Source organism: Streptomyces sp. NPDC051183 (assembly GCF_040682455.1).
Lineage (GTDB): Bacteria > Actinomycetota > Actinomycetes > Streptomycetales > Streptomycetaceae > Streptomyces.
Map to the genome: position 1 here is coordinate 18,143 of NZ_JBFBBA010000027.1, position 23,254 is coordinate 41,396.

11 protein-coding genes are annotated in these 23,254 nt (G+C 73.0%); 10 read left to right on the forward strand and 1 reads right to left on the reverse strand.

Going from position 1 to position 23,254, the window contains the following annotated elements; genetic code table 11:
- Window positions 1-32: 32 nt before the first annotated feature.
- The 8 genes from AB0M99_RS23295 to AB0M99_RS23330 all read left to right on the forward strand — a co-directional run bounded on the left by AB0M99_RS23295 (window position 33) and on the right by AB0M99_RS23330 (window position 20,162).
- Window positions 33-1,388, forward strand: coding sequence for a lysine N(6)-hydroxylase/L-ornithine N(5)-oxygenase family protein (locus AB0M99_RS23295; protein ID WP_365923374.1), 1,356 nt, complete (start codon window positions 33-35; stop codon window positions 1,386-1,388).
- Window positions 1,389-1,442: 54 nt separating this feature from the next.
- Complete coding sequence (locus AB0M99_RS23300; protein ID WP_365923481.1) at window positions 1,443-2,504, forward strand: iron ABC transporter permease; 1,062 nt, start codon at window positions 1,443-1,445, stop codon at window positions 2,502-2,504.
- Window positions 2,501-3,562, forward strand: coding sequence for an iron chelate uptake ABC transporter family permease subunit (locus tag AB0M99_RS23305; RefSeq protein WP_365923376.1), 1,062 nt, complete (start codon window positions 2,501-2,503; stop codon window positions 3,560-3,562). The genes AB0M99_RS23300 and AB0M99_RS23305 overlap by 4 nt, the downstream gene beginning before the upstream one ends.
- 38 nt (window positions 3,563-3,600) lie before the next feature.
- A complete protein-coding gene (locus tag AB0M99_RS23310) occupies window positions 3,601-4,443 on the forward strand; it encodes an ABC transporter ATP-binding protein (RefSeq protein ID WP_365923378.1) in 843 nt (280 codons plus the stop codon).
- A 108-nt stretch (window positions 4,444-4,551) separates the two neighbouring features.
- Window positions 4,552-5,610: an iron-siderophore ABC transporter substrate-binding protein gene (locus AB0M99_RS23315; RefSeq protein ID WP_365923380.1), complete on the forward strand. Its 1,059-nt coding sequence runs from the start codon at window positions 4,552-4,554 to the stop codon at window positions 5,608-5,610.
- Between the two features lie 2 nt (window positions 5,611-5,612).
- Complete coding sequence (locus AB0M99_RS23320; protein ID WP_365923382.1) at window positions 5,613-7,415, forward strand: ABC transporter ATP-binding protein; 1,803 nt, start codon at window positions 5,613-5,615, stop codon at window positions 7,413-7,415.
- Window positions 7,416-7,471: 56 nt separating this feature from the next.
- A complete protein-coding gene (locus tag AB0M99_RS23325; RefSeq protein ID WP_365923384.1) occupies window positions 7,472-18,475 on the forward strand; it encodes an amino acid adenylation domain-containing protein in 11,004 nt (3,667 codons plus the stop codon).
- On the forward strand, window positions 18,462-20,162 hold the full coding sequence (locus tag AB0M99_RS23330; protein ID WP_365923386.1) for an ABC transporter ATP-binding protein: 1,701 nt from the start codon (window positions 18,462-18,464) through the stop codon (window positions 20,160-20,162). The genes AB0M99_RS23325 and AB0M99_RS23330 overlap by 14 nt, the downstream gene beginning before the upstream one ends.
- 16 nt (window positions 20,163-20,178) lie before the next feature.
- Here the strand turns inward: AB0M99_RS23330 and AB0M99_RS23335 are convergent, their stop codons facing one another.
- Window positions 20,179-21,330 (reverse strand): alpha/beta hydrolase-fold protein, encoded by a 1,152-nt coding sequence (locus AB0M99_RS23335; RefSeq protein WP_365923388.1) that lies wholly within the window; start codon window positions 21,328-21,330, stop codon window positions 20,179-20,181.
- A 93-nt stretch (window positions 21,331-21,423) separates the two neighbouring features.
- On the opposite strand from AB0M99_RS23335, the gene AB0M99_RS23340 reads away from it, so the two are divergent.
- Window positions 21,424-21,636: an MbtH family protein gene (locus AB0M99_RS23340; RefSeq protein WP_365923390.1), complete on the forward strand. Its 213-nt coding sequence runs from the start codon at window positions 21,424-21,426 to the stop codon at window positions 21,634-21,636.
- Between the two features lie 2 nt (window positions 21,637-21,638).
- Complete coding sequence (locus AB0M99_RS23345) at window positions 21,639-23,207, forward strand: amidohydrolase (RefSeq protein WP_365923392.1); 1,569 nt, start codon at window positions 21,639-21,641, stop codon at window positions 23,205-23,207.
- Window positions 23,208-23,254 lie beyond the last annotated feature (47 nt).

Below are 23,254 nucleotides of genomic sequence, written 5' to 3' on the forward strand. Positions count from 1 at the left end.
GCGGTGGCTGCCCCCCGCACGATGGGAGTGACATGGCACAGGCTCGTCCTGGCGACGCCCCGTTGATTCACGACCTCATTGGCATCGGCTTCGGGCCGTCCAACGTGGCGATGGCGATCGCGGTCAGGGAGCACAACGCACGCGTCGGCCGGCCGGAAGCGATCACCGCCCACTTCTTCGAGCAGCAGCCGCGCTTCGGCTGGCACCGCGGCATGCTCATCGACGACGCGACGATGCAGGTGTGCTTCCTCAAGGACCTCGTGACGCTCCGGAACCCGGCCAGCGAGTTCAGCTTCCTGTGCTACCTGAAGAGCAAGGGGCGGCTGATCGACTTCATCAACCACAAGAACCTCTTCCCGCTGCGGGTGGAGTTCCACGACTACTTCGAGTGGGCCGCGGACAAGGTCGACGACACGGTCTCCTACGGCCACGAGGTCGTGGGCGTCACGCCCGTCGTCCGCGACGGAGTCGTGGAGCACCTGGACGTGACGGTCCGGTCGGGGGAGGGGCTCGCGCTGCACCGCGCCCGCAACCTCGTCATCGGTACCGGGCTGCGTCCCCTGATGCCCGACGGCATGGAACGCACCGACCGCGTCTGGCACAACTCCGACCTGCTGGCGAAGGTCGACGGCCTGGAGGGCGCGGACCCCTCCCGGTTCATCGTCGTCGGTGCCGGGCAGAGCGCCGCCGAGAACGTCGCCTACCTCCACCGCCGCTTCCCCGGGGCCGAGGTCTGCGCGGTCTTCTCGCGCTACGGGTACAGCCCCGCCGACGACAGCAGCTTCGCCAACCGGATCTTCGACCCGGACGCGGTGGGCGAGTTCTACCTCGCCCCCGAACAGGTCAAGCGCAGGCTGATGGACTATCACGGCAACACCAACTACTCCGTGGTGGACGTCGATCTGATCGACGACCTCTACCGGCAGATGTACCGGGAGAAGGTCCTGGGCACCGAGCGCCTGCGCTTCCTCAACGTCTCCCGGCTGACCGCCGTCAGGGAGACCTCGGGCAAGGTCCACGCCACCGTACGGTCCCTCGTCACCGGAGAGGAGACCCCCCTGGACGCGGACGTCGTGGTCTTCGCCACCGGCTACCGCCCCGCCGAACCGCTCGGCCTCCTCGGCGAGGTCGCCGACCGCTGCCTGCGCGACGAGGAGGACCGCGTCCGCGTCGAGCGCGACTACCGCATAGCGACCGACCCCGAACTGCGCTGCGGCATCTACGTGCAGGGCGGTACGGAGCACACGCACGGCATCACTTCCTCCCTGCTGTCCAACACCGCCATCAGGGTCGGCGAGATCCTGGACTCGCTCCTCGACCGGGGCCTCAAGTCCGGCTCCGACGAGGTCCGGACGATCGCCGACGGGACGGGCAGCACCGCTCGCTAGCCGGTCCGCAGGCGGGGTGCCCGCCGGTGGAGCGAAGGGATGACGTACAGCGACATGGGCACGATTGCAGTGGAGCGCCGCCCCGCGCCGCCGGGTGGGGCGCAGGCCCGTCGGCGACGGGTCGTGGGTCTGGCGGCGCTGGTACTGGTCCTCCTGGCCGCGGTGGTGGTGTCCTTGGCCGTCGGTGCGCGCGCCCTGAGTCCGGCCGAGGTGTGGCACGGGCTGTCGGGGTCGCCCGACCCCGACCGGCGGCTGACCGAGATCAGGCTCATCGTGCGGACCGTACGGGTGCCCCGGACGGTGCTCGCGGTCGTGGCGGGCGTGGCCCTGGGGGTCGGCGGGGCGCTGATCCAGGGGTACACGCGCAACCCGATCGCCGACGCGGGCCTGCTCGGGGTGAACTCGGGCGCCTCGTTCGCCGTGGTGACGGTGATCGCCGTGTTCGGGTTCGCCGACCCGTTCCAGTACGTCTGGTTCGCCTTCCTGGGGGCGGCCGTGGCGGGCGTCGTCGTGTTCGGGCTGGCGAGCATCGGCCGAGGGGCCGGCAACCCGCTGACGCTCGCACTGGCCGGGCAGGGGGTCACGGTGTTCCTCGCGGCGATGACCACGGCGGTCGCGCTCTCGGACCAGGCGTCGCTGAACGCGCTGCGGTTCTGGAACGCGGGCTCCGTGGCCGGTGTGGGATTCGGCGTCATCCGGCCGGTGGCCGTGTTCATCGCGGTCGGGCTGGTGCTGGCGCTGACCACGCTGCCCGCCGTCAACCTGCTCAACCTCGGCGACGACGTGGCGCGGGGGCTCGGCGTGAACATCGCGCTGAGCCGGGCCGTCGGCATCGTCGCCATCACCCTGCTGGCGGGGGCGGCGACGGCGGCGTGCGGACCCATCGCCTTCCTCGGCCTGATGGTGGCCCACGTGGCCCGGTACCTGACCGGGCCGGACTACCGCTGGCTGGTGCCGTACGCGGGGCTGCTCGGCGCCGTCGTCCTGCTGGTCTGCGACATCGCGGGACGCCTGCTGGTGCGGCCGGGCGAGCTGGACGCGGGTGTCGTCGTGGCCCTGCTGGGCGCGCCGTTCTTCGCGGTGCTGGTGTGGCGCGGAAAGTTCAAGAGCGCATGAACGGGGCCGATGTGAAGCCGGTGGTGGCGCCGGGTGTCCGGCTCGGCGGGGTGTCGTTCGTCTGGCGGCCGTGGATGGTGTGCGTCACGCTGCTGCTGGCGGCGGCGACCTTCCTCGTGTTCTGCCTGTCCATCGGAGTCGGGGACTTCCCCATCGGCCTGCCCCAGGTGGTCGCCACGATCCTGGGGCGGGGCGAGCAGGTCGACGAGTTCGTGATCATGGATCTGCGGATGCCGCGCGCCCTGGCCGGGTGCGTCGTGGGCGTCGCGCTGGGGGTGTCCGGGGCGATCACCCAGTCCGTCGCGCGCAATCCGCTGGCCAGCCCGGACATCCTGGGCATCACCGGGGGCGCCGGCGCGGTCGCGGTGTTCCTGGTGACGGTGTCGGGCGGGACCGCCGCGGCGGTCGTCGACGCCGTGGGCCTGTCCGGGGCGGCGCTCGCGGGCGGCCTCGGCACGGGCCTCCTCGTGTACTTCCTGGCGTGGCGGCGCGGGATCGACGGCTTCCGGCTCATCCTCATCGGCATCTCGGTGAGCGCCGTGATGGAGGCCGTCACGACCTGGCTGCTGGTCCAGGCCGACATCAGGGACGTGGCCCGGGCCCAGGCGTGGCTGATCGGCTCGCTGGACAACCGGTCGTGGGACGAGGTCGGCGTCGCGCTCTGGTGCACGCTCGCCCTGATGGCCGTCGTGGCGGGTGCGGCGTTCCAGTTCAAGCCGCTGCACCTCGGCGACGAGGTGGCCGCGGGCCTGGGCGTGCGGTACTCGGCCGTCCGGGCGGTCCTGCTCCTGTGCGCGGTCCTGCTGGCGGGGGTGGCGGTCAGCGCGGCGGGCCCGGTCCCCTTCGTCGCGCTGGTGGCGCCGCAGGTGGCGATGCGACTGGCCAGGTGCCCGACGCCGCCGATGGTGGCCTCGGGGGTGGTGGGGGCGCTGCTGCTGATCGGCTCGGACCTGGTCGCGCGTACGGCGCTGCCGATCGCCCTCCCGGTCGGCGTGGTGACGGCCGCGTTCGGCGGCCCCTTCCTCGTATATCTGCTGGTGCGGGCGAACCTCCGCTAGCGGACACGTATTCAGGCACGTTCGGAACAGGGGGACTCGTGGCCGCAACGCACATCACCGGGACCGGGACCGGGGGTGACGACGCCCCACGGCTGGCCGCCAGGGGCGTCACGGTCGGGTACGGCGGCCGGATCGTCATCGACGATCTCCATGTGGCCGTCCCGTCAGGGGTGATCACCACGATCATCGGCTCCAACGGGTGCGGGAAGTCGACCCTGCTGCGGGCCCTGTCGCGGTTGCTGAAGCCGGTCAGGGGGACGGTCGTACTGGACGGCGAGGACATCGCCAGGCTCAGGACCAGGGACGTGGCGAAGAAGCTGGGCCTGCTGCCGCAGGCACCGGTCGCGCCGGAAGGGCTCACGGTGGCCGATCTCGTCGCAAGGGGCCGCCATCCGCACCAGAGCTGGCTGCGGCAGTGGTCGTCGGACGACGCCGCCGTCGTGGAGCGGGCGCTGGCCATGACCGGTGTGTCCGACCTGGCCGACCGCCCGGTCGACGCGCTGTCCGGCGGCCAGCGCCAGCGCGTCTGGATCTCGATGACGCTGGCCCAGGGCACCGACCTGCTGCTGCTGGACGAGCCGACCACCTACCTGGACCTGGCGCACGCGATCGACGTACTGGACCTGGTGGACGACCTGCACGAGTCGGGATGCACCGTGGTGATGGTGCTGCACGACCTCAATCTGGCGACGCGCTACAGCGACAACCTGATCGTGATGAGGGCGGGGGCGATCCTGGCGCAAGGGCATCCACGGGACGTGATCACCGCCGAGTTGCTGCACGAGGCGTTCGGGCTGCGGGCCCGGGTGATCGACGATCCGGTGGGGGACCGGCCCCTCATCGTGCCGATCGGCCGCACTCACGTCCGGTCGGCAAGGTAGGACAAAGATACGGAGCAAGTAAGGCTAGGCTAGCCTCACTTGGCGCGATACGGTTTGCCTGCCCTCGGGCGGGGCGGTAGTGGATGGCACGAAAGCAAGGGATTGCGGATGCTTCTCCATCGAACGGTACGTACGAACTCCTGGCGGCGGCCGGCGGCGATCCTGTCCGCCGCGACCCTGTGCACCGGCCTCCTCGCCGGGTGCGGTTCCGACTCGGCGGACCGGGCGGACAAGAAGAGCGACAACGCCCCGGCCGCTGCCGAGGGCGCGTTCCCGGTCACCGTGGACCACGCGTTCGGATCCACGAAGGTCACGAAGACCCCCCAGCGGGTCGTCTCCGTCGGCTACACCGACGACCAGGCCGTCCTGGCGCTCGGCATCAAGCCCGTCGGCATGGTCGACCAGTACCCGAACCCGCCGGGCACCACCCCCGACATCAACACGCAGTGGCCGTGGACGAAGGACAAGTGGGGCGACACCCGCCCCGAGGTCGTCATGAGCAACGGCGACAGCGGCCCGAACTACGAGAAGATCGCAGCCCTGCGGCCGGACCTGATCATCGCGGTCTACTCCGAGATCGACCAGGCCGCCTACGAGAAGCTCTCCAAGATCGCCCCGACGGTGGGGCGCACCAAGGCCGAGAAGGAGCCCTTCAGCGCCCCCTGGCAGGACAACGCCGTACACATCGCCAAGGCCCTGGGCCAGGAGTCCAAGGGCACCGCGCTGGTGAAGGGCATCCAGGACAAGCTCGACGCGGCCAAGAAGGCGCACCCCGAGTTCGCCGGCCAGACCGCCGTCGCGCTGTCCTGGTACAAGGACTCGGCGGCGCCGTTCACCACCACCGACGTGCGCGGACGGCTGGTGACGGGCATCGGGTTCAAAGGCCAGACCGAGATCGACAAGATCGCGGACGGCAAGTTCTACACCGTGCTCTCCCCCGAGCGCATGGACCTGATCGACGTCGACCGCATCTTCGTCATCAACGACAAGGCGGACCAGGAAGCGCTGAAGAAGTTCCAGCTGTTCACCAACCTGTCCGCGGTCAAGAACGGCAAGGTGTCGTACCTGCTGGACAGCGAGGGCCCGGCGATCGGCGCGGCCATGTCCCAGGGCACGCTGCTGTCCCTGCCGTACGCGATCGACGAGCTCGTGAAGTCGGTCGGCTGAGTGTGACCACCACCGATGCGCCCCCCGCCCCGTCGACCCTGCGCACGACGACGGGGCGCGAGGCCGCCCGCTGGGTCGCGGCGCACTGCCGCGAGGTGCCGTGGCTGACGGCGGCCACCGTGTTCACCACGGTGGCCGGCGCGGCGCTCCAGGTGCTCCCGCTGCTGCTGCTCGGCCGCGTGGTCGACGGGGTGGCCGAGGGCGGAGCGCGCTCGATCCTGGTCACGACAGGGGCGCTGATGGTGGCCGCCGCGCTGCTCGGCGCGGCGGCCACCGCCCTGTCGGCCTACCTGGTCGGGCGACTGGGCGCGGACCTGCTCGCACGACTGCGGGAAGGGGCCGTCCGGGCGGTGCTGGGGATGCCCAGCGCACGGATCGAGCAGGTCGGCCGGGGCGACGTGCTGTCCCGGGTCGGTGACGACGTGGCCGTGCTGTCCAGGGGCATCCGCACGGCCGTCCCCACGGTGTTCTCGGCCGGAGTGCTCGTGGTCATCGCCACGGTCGGCATGTTCGGCCTGGACTGGCGGCTCGGTCTGGCGGGTGCCGGGGCGCTGCCCGCGTACGCGCTGGCCCTGCGCTGGTACCTCCCGCGGTCCGCCCCGCTCTACCGCAGGCAGCGGGCGGTCCAGGCCGACCGCGCACAGGCGCTGATCAGCGGATTGAACGGGATCGACACGGTCCGGGCGTACCGCCTGGAGGGAGCCGTCCGCGAGAAGGTCACCAGCGAGTCCTGGCGGGTGCGCGAACTGGGCATCGAGGTGTTCCGGCTCTTCGGCCGGTTCGTGGGCAGGGAGAACCGCGCCGAGTTCATCGGACTGGTCCTGATCCTCGTGGTCGGGTACGCCCTGCTGGAGGCCGGGGCCGCGAGCCTCGGCGAGGTGTCGGCGGCCCCGCTGCTGTTCCACCGGCTGTTCACCCCGCTGGGCTCCATCATGTTCACCTTCGACGAGGCCCAGAAGTCGGGCGCGAGCCTGACCCGGCTGGTCGGAGTGCTGGGGGAGGAGGCGCAGGAGCGGCTGGTGGGCGCCCTGGCCGTCGCCCCGGCGGGAGAGGCGCCGGCGGCCGGCATCCACCACGCGGTGACGGTGGAGGGGCTGACGTTCAGCTATCCCGACACCGAGGAGCCGGTCCTGTACGACGTCGACCTGACGATCCCCGGCGGCGGTTCGCTCGCACTGGTGGGGGCGACGGGCGCCGGCAAGTCCACCCTGGCCGCGCTCATCGCGGGCATCGGGACCCCGCAGGCCGGATCCGTACGCATCGGGCCGACCGACCTCGCCGGTCTGGACGAGGCGGCGGCGCGTGCCCTCGTGAGCATCCTGACGCAGGAGACGCACGTGTTCTCCGGCCCGCTCGCCGACGACCTGCGGCTGGCCGCGCCGGAGGCGACCGATGCCGAGCTGATGACGGCCCTGCGCACGGTCGGCGCCGACGGGTGGGTGGACGAGCTGCCCGAGGGGCTGAAGACCCTGGTCGGCGAGGGCGGGGAGCGCCTGGACGTGACCAAGGTCGCCCAGATCGCCCTGGCCCGGCTGGTGCTGGGCCGGTCACCGGTGGTGGTGCTCGACGAGTCGACGGCCGAGGCGGGCAGCGAGGGCGCGGCCGGGCTGGAGCGGGCCGTGTCGGCCGCGTGCGCGGGCCGGACCACGCTGTTCGTGGCGCACCGGCTGACGCAGGCGATGGCGGCGGACCGGATCGCCGTACTGGACGCGGGACGCGTCGTGGAGCACGGCACGCACGAGGAACTGGTGGCGCTGGGCGGCCGGTACGCACGGCTGTGGCGGGCCTGGCGCGAGGGAAGCTAGCCGACCCGGACCCGGGTGGGCCGACGTACAGACACTGAAGGGGCGTTGAGTCTTCGATGACGGAACCGACCGCTCGTCTCGTGCGACTGTCTCCCGCGCGCCTGGCCGGCGTGCGCCGACGGACCGGGGACCACTCCGACCGGGCCATCGCCGCATCGTGCGCCATCGCGCTGTCGTTCTGGGCGACGGGCCGGAGCCCCGACGGCCTGGAGCTCAGCGCGGGCACCCTGTTCGCCGACGTCCTCGGATGGGTCGACAACGGCGGAGCAGGGGCGCCTGACTGGCCGGTGATCGCGGACGGAGCGGATGGAGCGGACGGAGCGGACGGAGCGGACGGCCGGGCCATCGCCGTCCCCGAAGGCGTCGTACGGGCCGACGCGCAGCTCGCGCTGGACGACCTGGCCGACTTCCCGGACCGGACCATCGGCACCATCGGTCCGTCCGGCGTGGCGGCGAGGATCGCGACCCTGGCCGAGTGGAACGACACCCGTGCGGACCGGGTCCGCCCGACCGTCGTGGAGATGTTCCGCGAGCAGGCGCGCGCCAGGCCGGACGCCGTCGCCATCGTCGACGAGCACCGGTCGCTGACGTACGGCCAGGCGGCAGCACTCTCCGGTCAGTTGGCCCACCACCTCATCGAGCGCGGAATCACCGCAGAACAGGTCGTCGGCATCTCGCTGGACCGCTCCGCCGAGATGGTGGTCGGACTCCTGGCCGTGCTCCAGGCCGGGGCCGCCTTCGTGCCGCTCGACCCGCACTGGCCGGCCGCGCGCCGGGCCGTCGTCATCGACGACGCCCGCGTCGTCCTGCAACTCGGCGGCCCGGCGGCCGAGCCCGACCGGGAGGACGAACCCGTACCCGAACCCGAAGCCGTGGCCGTCGACCTCGGCGACTGGCGGTTCGGCTCGTACCCCGGCGAGGGCACCGGCATCACCGCCCCCGGCGCATCCCTCGCCTATGTGATCTTCACGTCCGGATCCACGGGCCGGCCCAAGGGCGCGATGATCCGCCACGAAGCGATCAGCGAGCGCCTGCTGTGGCAGGTCGACGAGATCCTGGGCTTCGGCCACGACGACGCGTCACTGTTCAAGGCCCCGCTGTCGTTCGACATCTCCATCAACGAGATCTTCCTGCCCCTGGTGTGCGGCGGCCGACTGGTCGTCCTGCGTCCCGGCGGCGAACGCGACCCGCACCACCTGCTGAGCGTGATCGCCGAGCAGCGCGTCACCTTCACGTACCTGGTGTCGTCCATGCTGGACGTACTGCTGGAGATCGCGGGCGACTCCGGGCGGCTGAACAGCCTTCGGCACGTCTGGTGCGGCGGCGAGGTCCTGACCCCGGAGCTGTACGAGCGGTTCCGCACCCGGCTCGACATACCGATGTACCACGGCTACGGCCCGGCCGAGACGACGATCGGCGTCTCGCACGTCGTCTACCGGGGCGCGGCGGAACGCCTGTCGACCTCGATCGGCAAACCCAACCCCAACACCCGGCTGTACGTCCTGGACGACGAACTGCGCCCGGTCCCGGTCGGCGTCGGCGGCGAGCTGTACGTCGGTGGCTTCCTCCTCGGCCGCGGCTACGCGGGCGCACCCGGCCTGACGGCCTCCCGGTTCGTCGCGGACCCCTTCGCCGGGGACGGGTCCCGGCTGTACCGCACCGGCGACCTCGCCCGCTTCGCCCCGGACGGCTCGCTGGACTTCCTCGGCCGGGCCGACAACCAGATCAAGATCCGAGGCATGCGGCTGGAGCTGGAGGACGTGGAAGCCGCCCTCGCGGAGCACCCCGCGGTACGGCACACCTGCGTCGTCGCGAGGAAGAACGCGGCCGGCGGCACCTACCTGGTGGGGTACGTGATCCCGGCCGCCGGAGCCGCGGACCTGCGGGCGCAGGAGGTCCGGGAATGGGCCGCCGGGCACATGGTGGAGTACATGGTGCCCGCCCACATCGTGGTGATGGAGGAGTTCCCGCTCACCGCGAACGGCAAGCTCGACCGCGGCGCGCTGCCGGAACCCGAGATCGGAACGGGACCCCACGTCCCGCCCGCCACCGAGAACGAGCGCCTGGTGTGCGCGGCCGTCGTGGCGCTGCTGCGACTGGACGAGGTCGGCGCCGACCAGGACTTCTTCCTGCTCGGCGGAGACAGCATCCTGGCGATCTCGCTGCTGAGCGCGTTACGCGCCGCGGGTCTCCACGTCACGGCGCGGCAGATCTTCACCAACAGCGTCCTCGGGGCTCTCGCGGCGGTGGCCGGCCGTGCGGGCGCCGCCACCGAGGACCACGAGGACATCGCGACGGGCCCGGTCGCGGGATCGCCCATCGTGCGGTGGCTCGGCGAGACCACGGACGCGATCGACGGCTTCGTGCAGTCCGTGGTGCTGAACACCCCCGTGGACCTGACCGCCGACGCCCTCGGCGCGATCCTCACCGCCCTGGTCGCACGGCACGACATGCTGCGCGCCAAGCTCGTACGCGGCGACCGCTGGAGCTTCGACGTCCCGGCGGCGGACCGGACCGTAGCGGACCGGACCGTAGCGGCCTGGCAGGAGAGCGACCGGCCGCTCGACGAGTGCGTCGCACTCGCCGCCGACGGGCTGGACCCGGACGAGGGCGTGATGCTGCGTGCCGTCTGGCGCCGCGGGGCACGGCAACTGGTCGTGGCCGTCCACCACGTGGTGGTCGACGGCGTGTCCTGGCGGATCCTCATGGAGGACTTCGCCACGGCGTGGCGGCACTTCTCCTCGGGTGCGCCGATCGAACTGCCGCCGGTGGGCACGTCGTTCCGGCGCTGGACCCAGCTGCTGGAGCGCGCCGCGTTCGACGCCGACCGGGCCCACTTCGGGCGCCACCTGCCGGGGGCGGACGCCCCGGTGGGCCGGCGCGGGCTGTCCGAGGCCGACACCGTCGAGCGGGAGCGGGCGACGACCGTGTCGGTCGGCGCCGATGTCACGGCCGCGCTGCTGGGCGAGGTCCCCGCGAGGTTCCACGCGGGCGTCAACGACGTGCTGATGACCGCCCTCGCCGTCACCCTCGTCCGGTGGCGCCGCGACCTCGGGCAGGACCAGACGTTCGCGCACGTCGAACTTGAGGGCCACGGCCGCGAAGGGCACCTCCTCGCGGACGCCGCCGGCTTCGAGCCGGAACTGTCGCGGACCGTGGGCTGGTTCACCACCCTGTTCCCCGTGACCGTGGACCCCGGCGAGGCGGCCGACCTCACCGCTCCCGCGTACCTGGCCGCCGCCCTCAAGGCCGTCAAGGAGGACCTCGCCCGGGTGCCGGGCAACGGCCTGCCCTACGGCGCCCTGCGCCACCTGGGCGGCTCCGGGTTCGACGCGCCCGCACCTCAGGTGCTGTTCAACTACCTGGGCCGCTTCGATGCCGGAACGTCCGGCGACTGGGAACTCACGGGCACCACCGGCCAGTTGGGGGAGCGGCGCGACCCGAGGATGCGCCTGCCGCGCGCCCTGGAGTTCAACGCCATGGCCGAGCCCGCCCGGGGCGGCGCGTACGAGCTGGTCACCACCATCTCCTGGCCGGACGGGCTGCTCACCGACGAGGACGCCGCGACCATCGGCGGGTACTTCCGCGAAGCCCTGACCGGACTGGCCGCACTCGACCGCGGCGGCCACTCGCCCAGCGACTTCGGCCTGGTGGCGCTCACCCAGGCCGACGTCGACGACCTGGACGGCCCGGCGCTGCGCGACGTCCTGCCGCTCACTGCGCTGCAGGAGGGCCTGTACTTCCACTCGGTCTTCGACGACGACTCCGCGGGCAGCTACGTCGAGCAGCAGCTCCTGACGCTGGACGGAGAGGTGGACCCCGACCGGCTCGCGGCGGCCGCCACCAGGCTGCTGGCACTGTTCCCCAACCTGGCCGCGCGGTTCACGGCACTCGCCGACGGCCGCGTGGTCTGCGTACTGGAGAACGGCGTACAGGCCCCGTTCACCGTCCTGGACCGCCCCGGCATCACCGGCGAAGAGATCCGCGACCTCGCCGAGCGGGACCGCCGCGCGGGGTTCGACCTCGCCACCGGCCCGCTGATGCGGTACACGCTCATCCGCGCGGGCGCCGGCCGCAGCGTCCTGGTGCAGACCGTCCACCACATCATCGCCGACGGCTGGTCGGTGCCGCCGATGCTCCGCGCGCTGCTGGCCGAGTACCACGCCCCGGGGACCGGGTACCCGCTCGGCGGCTTCACCGACTACGTGCGCTGGCTGGCCGGACGCGACGCGGCCGAGAGCGGCCGTGTGTGGCGCGAACAGCTCGCCGAGCTCCCCGGCCCCTCGCTCGTCGCCGAGGGCCACACCCCGTCCGACCGCTTCGCCGACACCGCCGTGGAGCCGGAGGAGGGCATCGAGGATGCCGCCCGGTCGGCGGGCGTGCCGCTGAGCGTGGCCGTGCACAGCGCCTGGGCGGTGACACTGGGCGGCCTCCTGCACGGCAGGGACGTCGTGTTCGGCTCGACGGTGTCCGGGCGCGACGCGGACGTGCCCGGCATCGAGGACATGGTGGGCCTGTTCATCAACACGGTCCCCGTACGCGCCCGGTGGGCCCCGAAGACCACGGCCCGGGAACTGCTCGCCTCGGTGCGCGAACACCAGAGCGCGGTACAGGCGCACCAGCACGTCTCGCTGGCGGCCGTCAGCCGACAGGCCGGCGCCGGCCCGCTGTTCGACACCCTGGTCGTCTTCGACGTCGCGACCGACGTGGCGGGCCTGCGGCGGCCGGACGACACCCTCGCCATCACGGGCATCGTGAACGAGGGCGCCCCGCACTACCCGTTGACCCTCGTGGTGGAGCGCACCCCCGACGGCCGTCCGCGCTTCAACCTGATCTACGACGGCGCCCTGCTGCGGGAGCCGGGCGCACGGGCGGTCCTGGACACCTTCACCCGCACCCTCACCGCCCTGCTCACCCGCCCGGACGCCCCGGTCGACGCCCTGGCCCCCGAGGACGCCCGGCCTCCCGCGCGGATCGCCCCGACGACCCTGGGCGCGCTCTTCGACGCCGCCGCGCGCCGCGACCCGGCGGCCACCGCCGTCACCCAGTGCGCCCTCGACGGCAGCACCCGATCGGTCGGCTACGGCGAACTGGCCCGCATGAAAGACGAGCTGGCGGCCATGCTGCGCGCGGCCGGAGTCGGGCCGGGCGGGCGCGTGGCCATCGCCGTTCCGCGCTCCGTCGAGCAGGTCGTCGCCGTGGTCGCCGTCGTGACCGCGGGCGGTGCGTACGTACCACTGGACCTGGACTACCCGGACGAGCGGCTGGAGTTCATCCTCGCGGACGCCGCCCCGCAGGTCGTGCTCGTGGGCCCCGGGCAGCGCGACCGCTTCACCCGCCTGCTCGCGCGGGCGGGCGTACCGGCCCGCGTGCTCGTGCAAGGAGAGGAGCCGCCGCGGGACACCGCGGTGCCGCCCCCGGCGAGCGGCGGGGCGGGCCGGCACGATCCCGCCTACGTGATCTACACGTCCGGCTCGACCGGGAGGCCCAAGGGCGTCGTCGTCCCGCACTCCGCCGTGGTGACGCTGCTCGAAAACACCCGGCCCGACATGGACTTCGGCCCGCGGGACGTGTGGGTCCAGTTCCACTCCTACTCCTTCGACTTCGCGGTCTGGGAGCTGTGGGGGGCGCTGGCGCACGGCGGTCGACTGCTCGTGCCGGAATACGGGCTGACGCGCTCCCCGGTCGACTTCCACCGGCTGGTGCGCGAACACGGAGTGACCGTGCTCAACCAGACCCCGTCGGCCTTCCACCGGTTCATCGAGGCCGACCGGCAGGCGGGCGAGCCGCTCCCGGCGCTGCGCCGGATCGTCTTCGGCGGCGAAGCGCTGGACCTCGGGCGGCTGCGCGGCTGGGTCGAGCGGCACGGCACCGCTTCGCCGGAACTGGTCAACATGTACGGCATCACCGAGACGACCGTCCACGTCACCCACCGGGTGCTGACCGAAAGGGACTTCGGCCCCGACGGCCCCGACGGCAGCGCCGGCGGCCCGATCGGAACCGCGATTCCCGGCCTGGTCACCCACCTGCTCGACGACCGGCTCCGTCCGGTGCCGCCGGGCCGGGTGGGCGCCGTCTACGTCGCCGGTGACCAGGTGGCCCTCGGCTACCTGGGCCGGCCGGCGCTCACCGCCGGCAGGTTCGTGGCGGACCCGTTCGCGGGCGACGGCTCCCGCATGTACCACACCGGCGACCTGGCCCGCCGTACGCTCGACGGCGAGCTGGAGTTCGCCGGGCGCGCCGACGACCAGGTGCAGCTCAAGGGCTTCCGCATCGAACTCGGCGAGGTGGAGTCCGCGATCAGGGAACTCGACGGCGTCCTCGACGCGGCCGTCACCGTGGCCGACAGCGGCGACCACCTGGTCGCGCACGTCGTCCGCCGGGTCCCGGGCGAGGACACCGACCTCACCGGCCCCCTCTCCGCGAAACTGCCCGCGCACATGGTGCCCGGCCGGGTGCTCCCCGTCGAGGCCCTGCCGCTGACGGTCAACGGCAAACTGGACCGCAGGGCCCTGGCCGAGCGGGCCGCACGGCACGACACCCCGGCGGCCCCGGCGCCTGCCGCCACCGGCTCCGCGCTCACCGCACTGGCCGGCATCTTCACCGCGACGCTGCCCGGCATCGCCGTGGACGGCGACACCGACTTCTTCCGGGCCGGGGGCGACAGCATCCTCGCCATCACCGTGGTCAACCGGGCCAGGGCGCTCGGCCTCGCGATCACTCCACGGGACGTGTTCCTGCTCAAGACCCCCCGCGCCCTCGCCGAGCACCTCGATGCGGGCGCCCCGCGGGCCGCGGAGCCGCCGCCCGTACCCGCCGTCCACGAGGACGGTCCGCTGACACCGACGCCGATCATCCTGCGCCAGCGCGAACTGGGCGGTTCCCTCGCCCGGTTCGCCCAGGCCAGGACGCTGGTGGCGGCCGAGGGCACCAGCTTCGCCGAAGCCCGGCGCGCCGCCGGCGCCGTCGTGGCCGCACACCCGGTCCTGCGGCTGCGGCTGCGCGTCCAGCACGGGGTGTGGGCACTGAGCACCGACCCCGCCCGCGAGGTCACCGTCGTACGGACGGACGCGCCCGACGCGACGGCCGCGGCCGAGGAAGCCGCGGGACGGCTCGACCCCGAAGCCGGGGAGGTCATCGCGTTCTCGTGGCTGGAGGCCTGCCGGACCCTGGTGGTCACCGTGCACCACCTCGCCGTCGACTCGGTGTCCTGGCTGGTCCTGCTGGACGACCTGGCCGCCGCCATGCGCGGTACGCCCCCGGCCCCGCCGACCACCCCGTACGCCGAGTACGCGCAGGCGCTGGCGTACCGGTCCGCCCACGCGACCGAAGACCTCGGGCACTGGGTCACCACGCTCCAGGCGCCCCCGCTGCTGCCCGCCGTCGGGCGGCTGCGCCAGACCACGGTGGTGCTCCCGGCCGCGGTGAGCGACCTCGTGACCCGTACCGCGCCCGCCGCACTCGGCATCGGTCCCACCGAGCTGCTGTGCGGCGCGCTGCGCACGGCGCTGACACGCGTCCAGCCCGCGCCCACCGACCTCGCGGTCGAGCTGGAGCGGCACGGCCGGGTCCCGGTGGAGGAACACCACGACTACACCCGTACCGTCGGCTGGTTCACCTCCATCGCACCCGTGCGGCTCACGGCGCACACCGACCCCGTCGCGGCGGCCCGCGAGGTCGCCGCACGCCTGCCGGACGAGCGCGCGCACCTCGCCTACGGCGGGCTCAGGTACCTCAACCCGCAGACGGCCCCGCTGCTGGAGGCCCGACCGCAGGTCCTGTTCAACTACCTCGGCCGGAGCGGCGAGTCACAGGCCCCGCACATCACCGGCAGCGATCAGGCAAGCCCGTATGCCGTCGAGGTCAACGCCTGGACCGACGCGGCCACCGGAAGCCTGCACGCGGCCTTCACCCTCGCCGAGGGCGTCCCCGACGAGATCACCGGGCACTGGCTGCGCGCACTGGAACGCATCGCGGACGCCGCCGCGACGGCCGAGCGCACCGCGCCGGTCACCCCGCTCCAGCGCGGCCTGTACTTCCAGGCCCAACTGGCGGGACCGGCCGGACACTACGTCGCCCAGAGCTGGTTCACCTTCGACCGGCGCCTGGACACCGACGCGCTGGCCGAGGCGATGGCCTGGGTGATCGCGCGCCACCCGGTGGCGGGCGCCGGCTTCACCACCGACGACGACGGGAACGCCGTGCAGGTCCTCGCGGCCGGCCGGCGGGTGGACGTCCGCACGCTCACGCTGTCCACGGACGCCGAGGTCGACGCCCTGCTCGCCCGGGACCGGGACACCGGGTTCGACCCCGGTGAGCCGCCGCTGATCAGGCTGACCGTGGTGCGCCTGCCCGGCGGCCGCGACGGCCTGCTGCTGAGCTACCACCTGCTGCTCTGGGACGGCTGGTCCCGCGAGATCGTGCTGCGGGACCTGTTCGAAGCCTACGAAGCTGCGGTGGCGGGCGGGTTGACGGCCCCGACCCCGGCCGTACCGGGCTTCGAGGAGTACGCCCGGGCCCTCGACGCCAAGGACCCCGCCGTATCGGAACGGTTCTGGGCCCGGCACCTGAGCGGCCTCGCGGGTCCGACGCTGCTCGCCGGACCGGCGCCGGCCCTGGCCGACGGCCTCCCGGGCACCCTCCTGCACACGCTCACCGCCGAACAGTCGGACCTGCTGCGGGAATCGGCCAGGGCGCACGGCGTGACGCTGAACTCGGTACTGACCGGTGCCTTCGGCCTCCTGCTGGGCGCACGCACCGGCCGCGGTGACGCCGTGTTCGGAGTGACCGTCTCCGGCCGCGAGGGCGAGGGCCTGTCCGGCATCGTCGGCGTCCTGCTCAACACCGTGCCCATGTGGACGCGGGCCCGCCCGGGCGACACGGTCGGGGAGTACCTGTCGGCCGTACAGGCTGCCAGGGTCGAGGCCATGGAGCACGAGCACCTCGGACTCGGCGAGATCCAGCGGGCCGGTGGACACGACACCCTGTTCGACAACCTGTTCGTGCTCCAGAACTTCCTGGACATGGACGCGTTCGCCGAGATGAACGCCCGGCACGGCATCACCGGAGTGCGGGCCGACGACTCCACGCACTACCCCTTCACCTGGGTCGTCACGCCCGGCGAGCGGCTCACCGTCAAGCTGGAGTACCGGGACGACGACCCGGAGGGCGCCCGGCGGCTCCTGGACGACTACGTGCGCGTACTCGCCGAACTCGCCCGGGCGAGCGGCCCGCTGGGCGCGCTGCGCGGCCTGGCACCGACGCCCGGGACCACCGGGCGTACGGACGTCGGCACGGACACCGTGGTCGACCGGTTCGACCGGGCGGCGGACCGCTCCCCGCAGCGGGTCGCGCTCGTCGCCCACGGCTCGACCATGACCTTCGCCCGGCTGCGGGACCGCAGCCGCGCGGTGGCGGGCGTCCTCGTCCGGCGCGGAATCGGCCCCGGGACGACGGTGGGGCTCGCGATCCCGCGCTCCATCGACTCGATCGTGGCGCTGTTCGCGGTACTGCGCACGGGCGCCGCGTACGTGCCGCTTGAGCTGGACCACCCGGACGAGCGGATCGCCGCGATCGTCGCGGACGCCCGCCCCGACCTCGTCCTCACCGTGAGCGCGGTGTCGCCCCGCCTCACCGGCGACCTGATCGAGCTGGACCGGCCCCTCCCCGGGGCCGAGCCGTTCGTGACGTTCGCGCCGGACGACCCGGACCGCCTGCGGCACCCCGCGTACACGATCTACACCTCCGGATCGACCGGGCGGCCCAAGGGCGTGGTGACCGAGCACGCCGGACTCACCAACATGCTGATCAACCACCAGCGCCGGATCTTCGAGCCGGTGCTGGCGGACCACGGCCACCGGGTCTTCCGGATCGCCCACACCGTGTCGTTCGCCTTCGACATGTCCTGGGAGGAACTGCTGTGGCTCGCCGACGGCCACGAGGTGCACATCTGCGACGAGGAACTGCGCCGTGACGCCCCCCGCCTCGTCGAGTACTGCCTGGAGCACGGGATCGACGTCATCAACGTGACCCCCACCTACGCGCAGCAACTGGTGGCCGAGGGCCTGCTCGACGACCCGGACCGGCGGCCCGCGCTGGTACTGCTGGGCGGCGAGGCCGTCACCCCGACGCTGTGGCAGCGCCTCGCCGAGACGAAGGGGACGGCCGGCTACAACCTCTACGGCCCCACCGAGTACACGATCAACACCCTCGGCGTCGGCACTTTCGAATGCCAGGACCCGGTGGTGGGCGTGGCGATCGACAACACCGACGTGTACGTGCTGGACCCGTGGCTGCGCCCGCTGCCCGACGGGGTCCCCGGTGAGCTGTACGTATCGGGCATCGGCATCGCCCGCGGCTACCTCGGGCAGCCCGCCCGGACGGCCCACCGGTTCGTCGCCTGCCCGTTCGGCGCACCCGGCGAGCGCATGTACCGCACCGGGGACCTGGTGGCGCGCAGGCCCGACGGGAACCTGATGTACCTCGGCCGCACCGACCAACAGGTCAAGATCCGGGGACACCGGGTCGAACCGGGAGAGGTCGAGGCCGCGTTCGCCGCGCACCCGGCGGTGCGCTTCGCCGCCGCGGTCGCCCAGCCCGACCCGCAGGTCGACGGCACGTACCGGCTGGCCGCCTACCTCGTACTGGACGGCGCCGACCTGGCGGCGGTCGCCGCCGAAGTGGGCGCCGCGCTGCCGGACTTCCTGCGTCCGACGCACTACGCACAGGTCGACGCCATCCCGCTGACGGTCAACGGGAAGGCGGACACCCAGGCGTTGCCGGAGGCCAGGCCGCTCGGCGCGCTGACCACGGCGCGGGAGCGCGGCCCGCGGACCGGGACCGAGACCGTGGTCTGCGAGTTCTTCGCGGAGGCACTGGACCTGGACGACGAAGAGGTGAGCGCGGTGGGCGACTTCGTGTCCCTCGGGGGGCACTCCATGCTGGCGGTGCGGCTGATCGGGCTGCTCCGCCGGGAGTACGGTCCTGTGATCACCATCCGTGATCTGTTCACCCTGCGGACCCCGGAAGCGATTGCCCGCCACCTCGATGAAGACTCCTGACACGCAGCGGCCCCGCCCGGGGTCCGACATCCTGCGCACCGCGCTGCGCCGCAACGTCGGCGCCATGGTCTGGGGCACCGTCCTCATGGGCCTGTACCAGGCCGGTGAGACCGCCTTCCCCATCGCGCTCGGCCTGATCGTCGAGCACACGATGCAGGACCGCAGCCCCGGCGCACTCGCCCTGTCGATCGCCGCGCTGGCCGTGATCATCACGACCGTGTCGCTGTCGTGGCGGTTCGGGATGCGCATCCTGCAGAAGGCCAACACGACCGAGGCACACCGCTGGCGGGTACGGGTCGCCGACTGCGGACTCCAGCCGGTGGCCAGGGACGTCGACCTCAAGTCCGGCGAGGTGCTGACCATCGCCACCGAGGACGCCGACCAGACGGCCGACATCATCGAGGTGGTGCCTCTGCTGATCAGCTCACTGGTCGCGGTGCTGGTCGCGGCCGTCGCGCTGGGGCTGGCCGACATCCGCCTCGGCCTGCTGGTGATCGCCGGGACCGTCGCGATCCTCTCGGTCCTGAGCGTGATGTCCCGGCGGATCGGCTCCAGCACCCGCGAACAGCAGGCCCGGGTGGCCCGGGCGGGCGCGAAGGTGGCCGACCTGATCACGGGCCTGCGCCCGCTGCACGGCTTCGGCGGCAACCACGCGGCGTTCCGCTCCTACCGGAAGGTCAGCACGGAGGCCAAGCACCAGGCGATCACCGTGGCCGTGGTCAACGGCGCGTACGCGGGCACCGCGATGCTCCTCAATGCCGCCCTCGCCGCAGCCGTGACCCTGACGGCTGGCTGGCTGGCGTTCAACGGCCGGATCACCGTCGGTGAACTCGTCATGGCCGTCGGGCTGGGGCAGTTCATCATGGAGCCGCTCAAGATGTTCTCGGACATGCCCAAGTACGTGATGATGGCGCGCGCGTCCGCCGAGCGGATGGCGCTGGTGCTGGCCGCGCCACCGGTGACGACCCCGGGGACGGAGCGCCCTGCCGAGGGCGGGGACCTCGAAATCGACTGCGTCCGGTACGGGGCGCTGCGCGCGCTGAAGTTCCAGGTGTCCTCGGGCGAGTTCGTCGCGGTCGCCGCCTACCAGCCGCGCGCGGCGGCCGACCTCGCCGCGGTCCTGGCCGTGAGGGTCCCGCCCGAGGCGTACGAGGGCGAGGTGCGGGTCGGCGGACAGGGCCTCGCCGACCTGTCGGTCGAGGCGGTCCGCGAGCACATGCTGGTGAACCCGTACGAGGGGGAGATCTTCGCCGGCACCCTCCGTACGAACATCGACCCGTCGGGCACCAGCCGGACGGTGCCCGAGGCAGTCGAGGCGTCCATGCTGACCGATGTGGTCGCCCTGCACCCCGAAGGGCTCGACCACGGCGTCCGCGACCGCGGCGCGAACCTCTCCGGAGGGCAGCGCCAACGGCTCTCGCTGGCCCGCGCCCTCGCCGCCGACCCCGGCATCCTCGTCCTGCACGACCCGACGACCGCCGTCGACGCGGTCACCGAGCAGCTCATCGCGCGCAACGTCGCGCGGCTGCGCCGGGGACGCACCACCGTCGTGATCACCAGCAGTCCGGCCCTGCTGGACGCGGCCGACCGTGTCCTCGTCCTGGACGAGGGCGTCATCACCGCCGAGGACACCCACCGCAACCTCCTGGCCACCGACGGGGACTACTGCCTGGCGGTGGCCCGCTGACCCGAAGGCACCGGCACTAGCACTGGCCGAGGGCCCAGGCGACGTCCCTGAGCAGGGCGTGCCGCCAGCCCGCCCGGTCGTGGTGCGACGGCGACCGCGAGACGCGTACGGTCGCACCGGCCCGGCGGGCCAGGGCCTCGGTCAGCTCGCAGTGGGGCAGCATGCGGGTCTCGTGCTCCCCGACGTCGAAGGCGACCCGGAGGCCTGAGAGGTCGGGGCGGTCCCGCAGGCGTGCGGCGATGGCGCCGCCGACCGGGCCGGCCATGGGGTCCGCCAGGTCCGGGGCGCCGGGCGTCCACCAGAACGACCCCGACTGGCAGGCGACCCGGGACACCAGCTCCGGGAACTCCAGCGCCGCGTACATCGCGCTCAGCCCGCCGAGGCTCTGCCCGGCGACGACCAGGCGGTCCCGGTCCGCGGGCAGGCCGGTGGCCGCCACCAGCGGCAGCAGCTCGTCCCGCACCGCCTCCCACAGCTCGGGCCGGCACCCGAACTCCGCCTCCCGGTCCCGCGTCGGCAGGAAGACGAGCGTCACGGGGGGCATCTCGCCACTGGCGACGGCCGAGTCGAACGCGGCCGTGGCCGGGTGCAGGTAGAGCCAGTCGTCCCCGTCGAGCAGCAGCACCACCGGTCCGCCGCCGCCCGCCGGGTGGACCCGGACCGTGCGCCGCCCGCCGAGCCGCTCGCTGCTCCAGCGGACGCGGGTGCGGGGGACGGGCAGTACGTAGTCGGTGACGTCGGCGCCGGCGCCGATGACGGGCCAGTGCGGCTGGGGCGGGGCGTCGGGGGTCGAGGCGATGGACCGGTCGCCGCCCGCGCCGGCCGGGTTGAACGGGTCGGCGTGCGCCGCGGCTCCCGCGAGGAACCGGTAGGTCACGCGCAGCCGCTGCGGCATGCGGACCTCGGCGTACCAGCAGTCGGTGTCGCCCCATCGGCGCAGGGGCACCGGCTCCGACCAGCTCTCGAAACCGATGCGCGCGGGCGAGCCGCGCCACAGGAACAACGTCACCCAGCCGTCGCCGTTCTCGGCCTCGGAGGCGGGCAGTGACACGGGTGCTCCCGCGGCCGCCCAGAACGCATCGGTACCGGGTTCGCCGGGCAGTCCGTACGCGGCGAAGTCGTGCTGCGTGCCGGCCCCGTGGCCGGAGACGGGATCGGTCGGGCGCATGCGGGTCTCCTTGTGAGCGGCAAGGGGAGAGACTAAGCTCGGCGCAATTAGGTGAGCCTAACCTAATCGAGACGTTCTCGGGGAGGCACCCACGTGAGCACCAACCCGTTCGACGATGTCGAAGGCCGATTCCTGGTCCTGGTGAACGACGAGGGCCAGCACTCGCTGTGGCCGTCCTTCGCGGAGGTGCCCGGCGGGTGGACGGTCGTCCTCGCCGAGAACACCAGAGAGGCCTGCCTGGACTACGTCGAGACCAACTGGACCGACATGCGCCCCTGTTCGCTCGCGCGGACGATGGACGCCTGACGATGCTCTGCACCAGGCTGACGAACGCCCGCTTCCTCACCATGGACCCGGACCGTCCCGTCGCCCGCGAACTGGGCATCTGGCGGGGCCGGATCGTCGGCCTGGACGAGGCCGTGGCCTCCCTGCCCGCACGCGAGGTGATCGACCTCCAGGGGGCCACGGTGCTCCCCGGATTCATCGACTCCCACGTCCACCTGGCCTGGACGGGCATCAAGCAGAACACCCCGAGCATCGTGGGCCGCACACGGATCGAGGACGTGCTCGCGGTGGTGGAGGAGGCCGTCCTGCGGCAGGGCTCACCCGGTGACTGGGTGAGCATCGCCGGCTACGACCAGCGGGTCCTGGGACGCCACCTGACCGCCGCCGAACTGGACAGGGTCAGCCACGGCCGCAAGCTGTACGTGATGCACGACTCCGGGCACGGCTGCGTCGTCAACACCGCCGTCCTGGACCTGCTCTTCGCGGACGTCCCGCACGAGAACGGCTTCCTCACCGAAGGCGCGATGGGCGCCGCCCGGGCGCTGCGGCTGCCCTACTCGCAGCAGGAGCTGGCCGGGGCGATCGGGCGCGCCGCCCGGACCTGCCTGGCCGAGGGGATCACCGCCTGCGCCGAGGCGGGCATCGGCGGCACCCTCTTCGGCCACAGTCCGGTCGAGCTGGGCGCCTACCAACTGGCCCGGGAGCGGGGCCTGCTGCCGCTGCGCGTACAGCTCATGGTCTCCGCGGACCGGCTGCGTCCGGTCGCCGCGCACGAAGCCGACGGCATCCCCAGGGCCCTGGACCTCGGACTGCGCACCGGCTTCGGCGACGACCGGCTCTCCGTGGGCGCGCTCAAGATCTACACCGACGGCGGCATGATGGCCCGTACCGCGGCCCTCACCGCCCCGTACGAAGGGCTGGACCACGCGGGCCAGTTGCAGGACGACCCCGAGGTGCTGGCCCGGTCGATCGTCGACGGCCACCTCGCCGGCTGGCAGCTCGCCGTGCACGCCATCGGCGACCGCGCGGCCGACGTGGCCCTCGACGCGCTGGAACGGGCCCAGCGCCTGCGCCCCCGCCCCGGCGCCCGGCACCGCATCGAGCACGCCGGCCTGATCCGCCCCGACCAGCTCCCGCGCTTCGCGAGGCTCGGCGTCAGCGCGGTCGTCCAGCCCAACTTCCTGCGCAGCTTCGGCGACGACTACGCCGCGATCATGGGCGAGGCACGGGCGTCCTGGCTCTACCGGGGCAGGGGATTCCTCGACCACGGCATCACCCTGGTCGGCAGCTCCGACCGGCCGGTGGCGGACGGATCCCCGCTGCGGGCCGTCCAGTTCATGGTCGAGCGCGCCTCCGCGTCCGGCCGGACGATCGGCCCGGACGAGGGAATCAGCGTCGACGAGGCCCTGTACGCCTACACCGTCGCCGGCGCCCACGCCTGCCACTGGGAGGACAGCGCGGGCAGCCTCACCCCGGGCAAACGGGCCGACCTGGTCGTGCTCGGCGACGACCCGCGGAGCGTCGAGGTCCCGCGCATCGGCGGCATCGAGGTGGTGGCGACGTACGTGGACGGCCGCGAGGCCGCGGAGTGACCGGCCGCACCGGCGGCGGCGTCCCCGGGCACGGCGGGCCGCGGCGG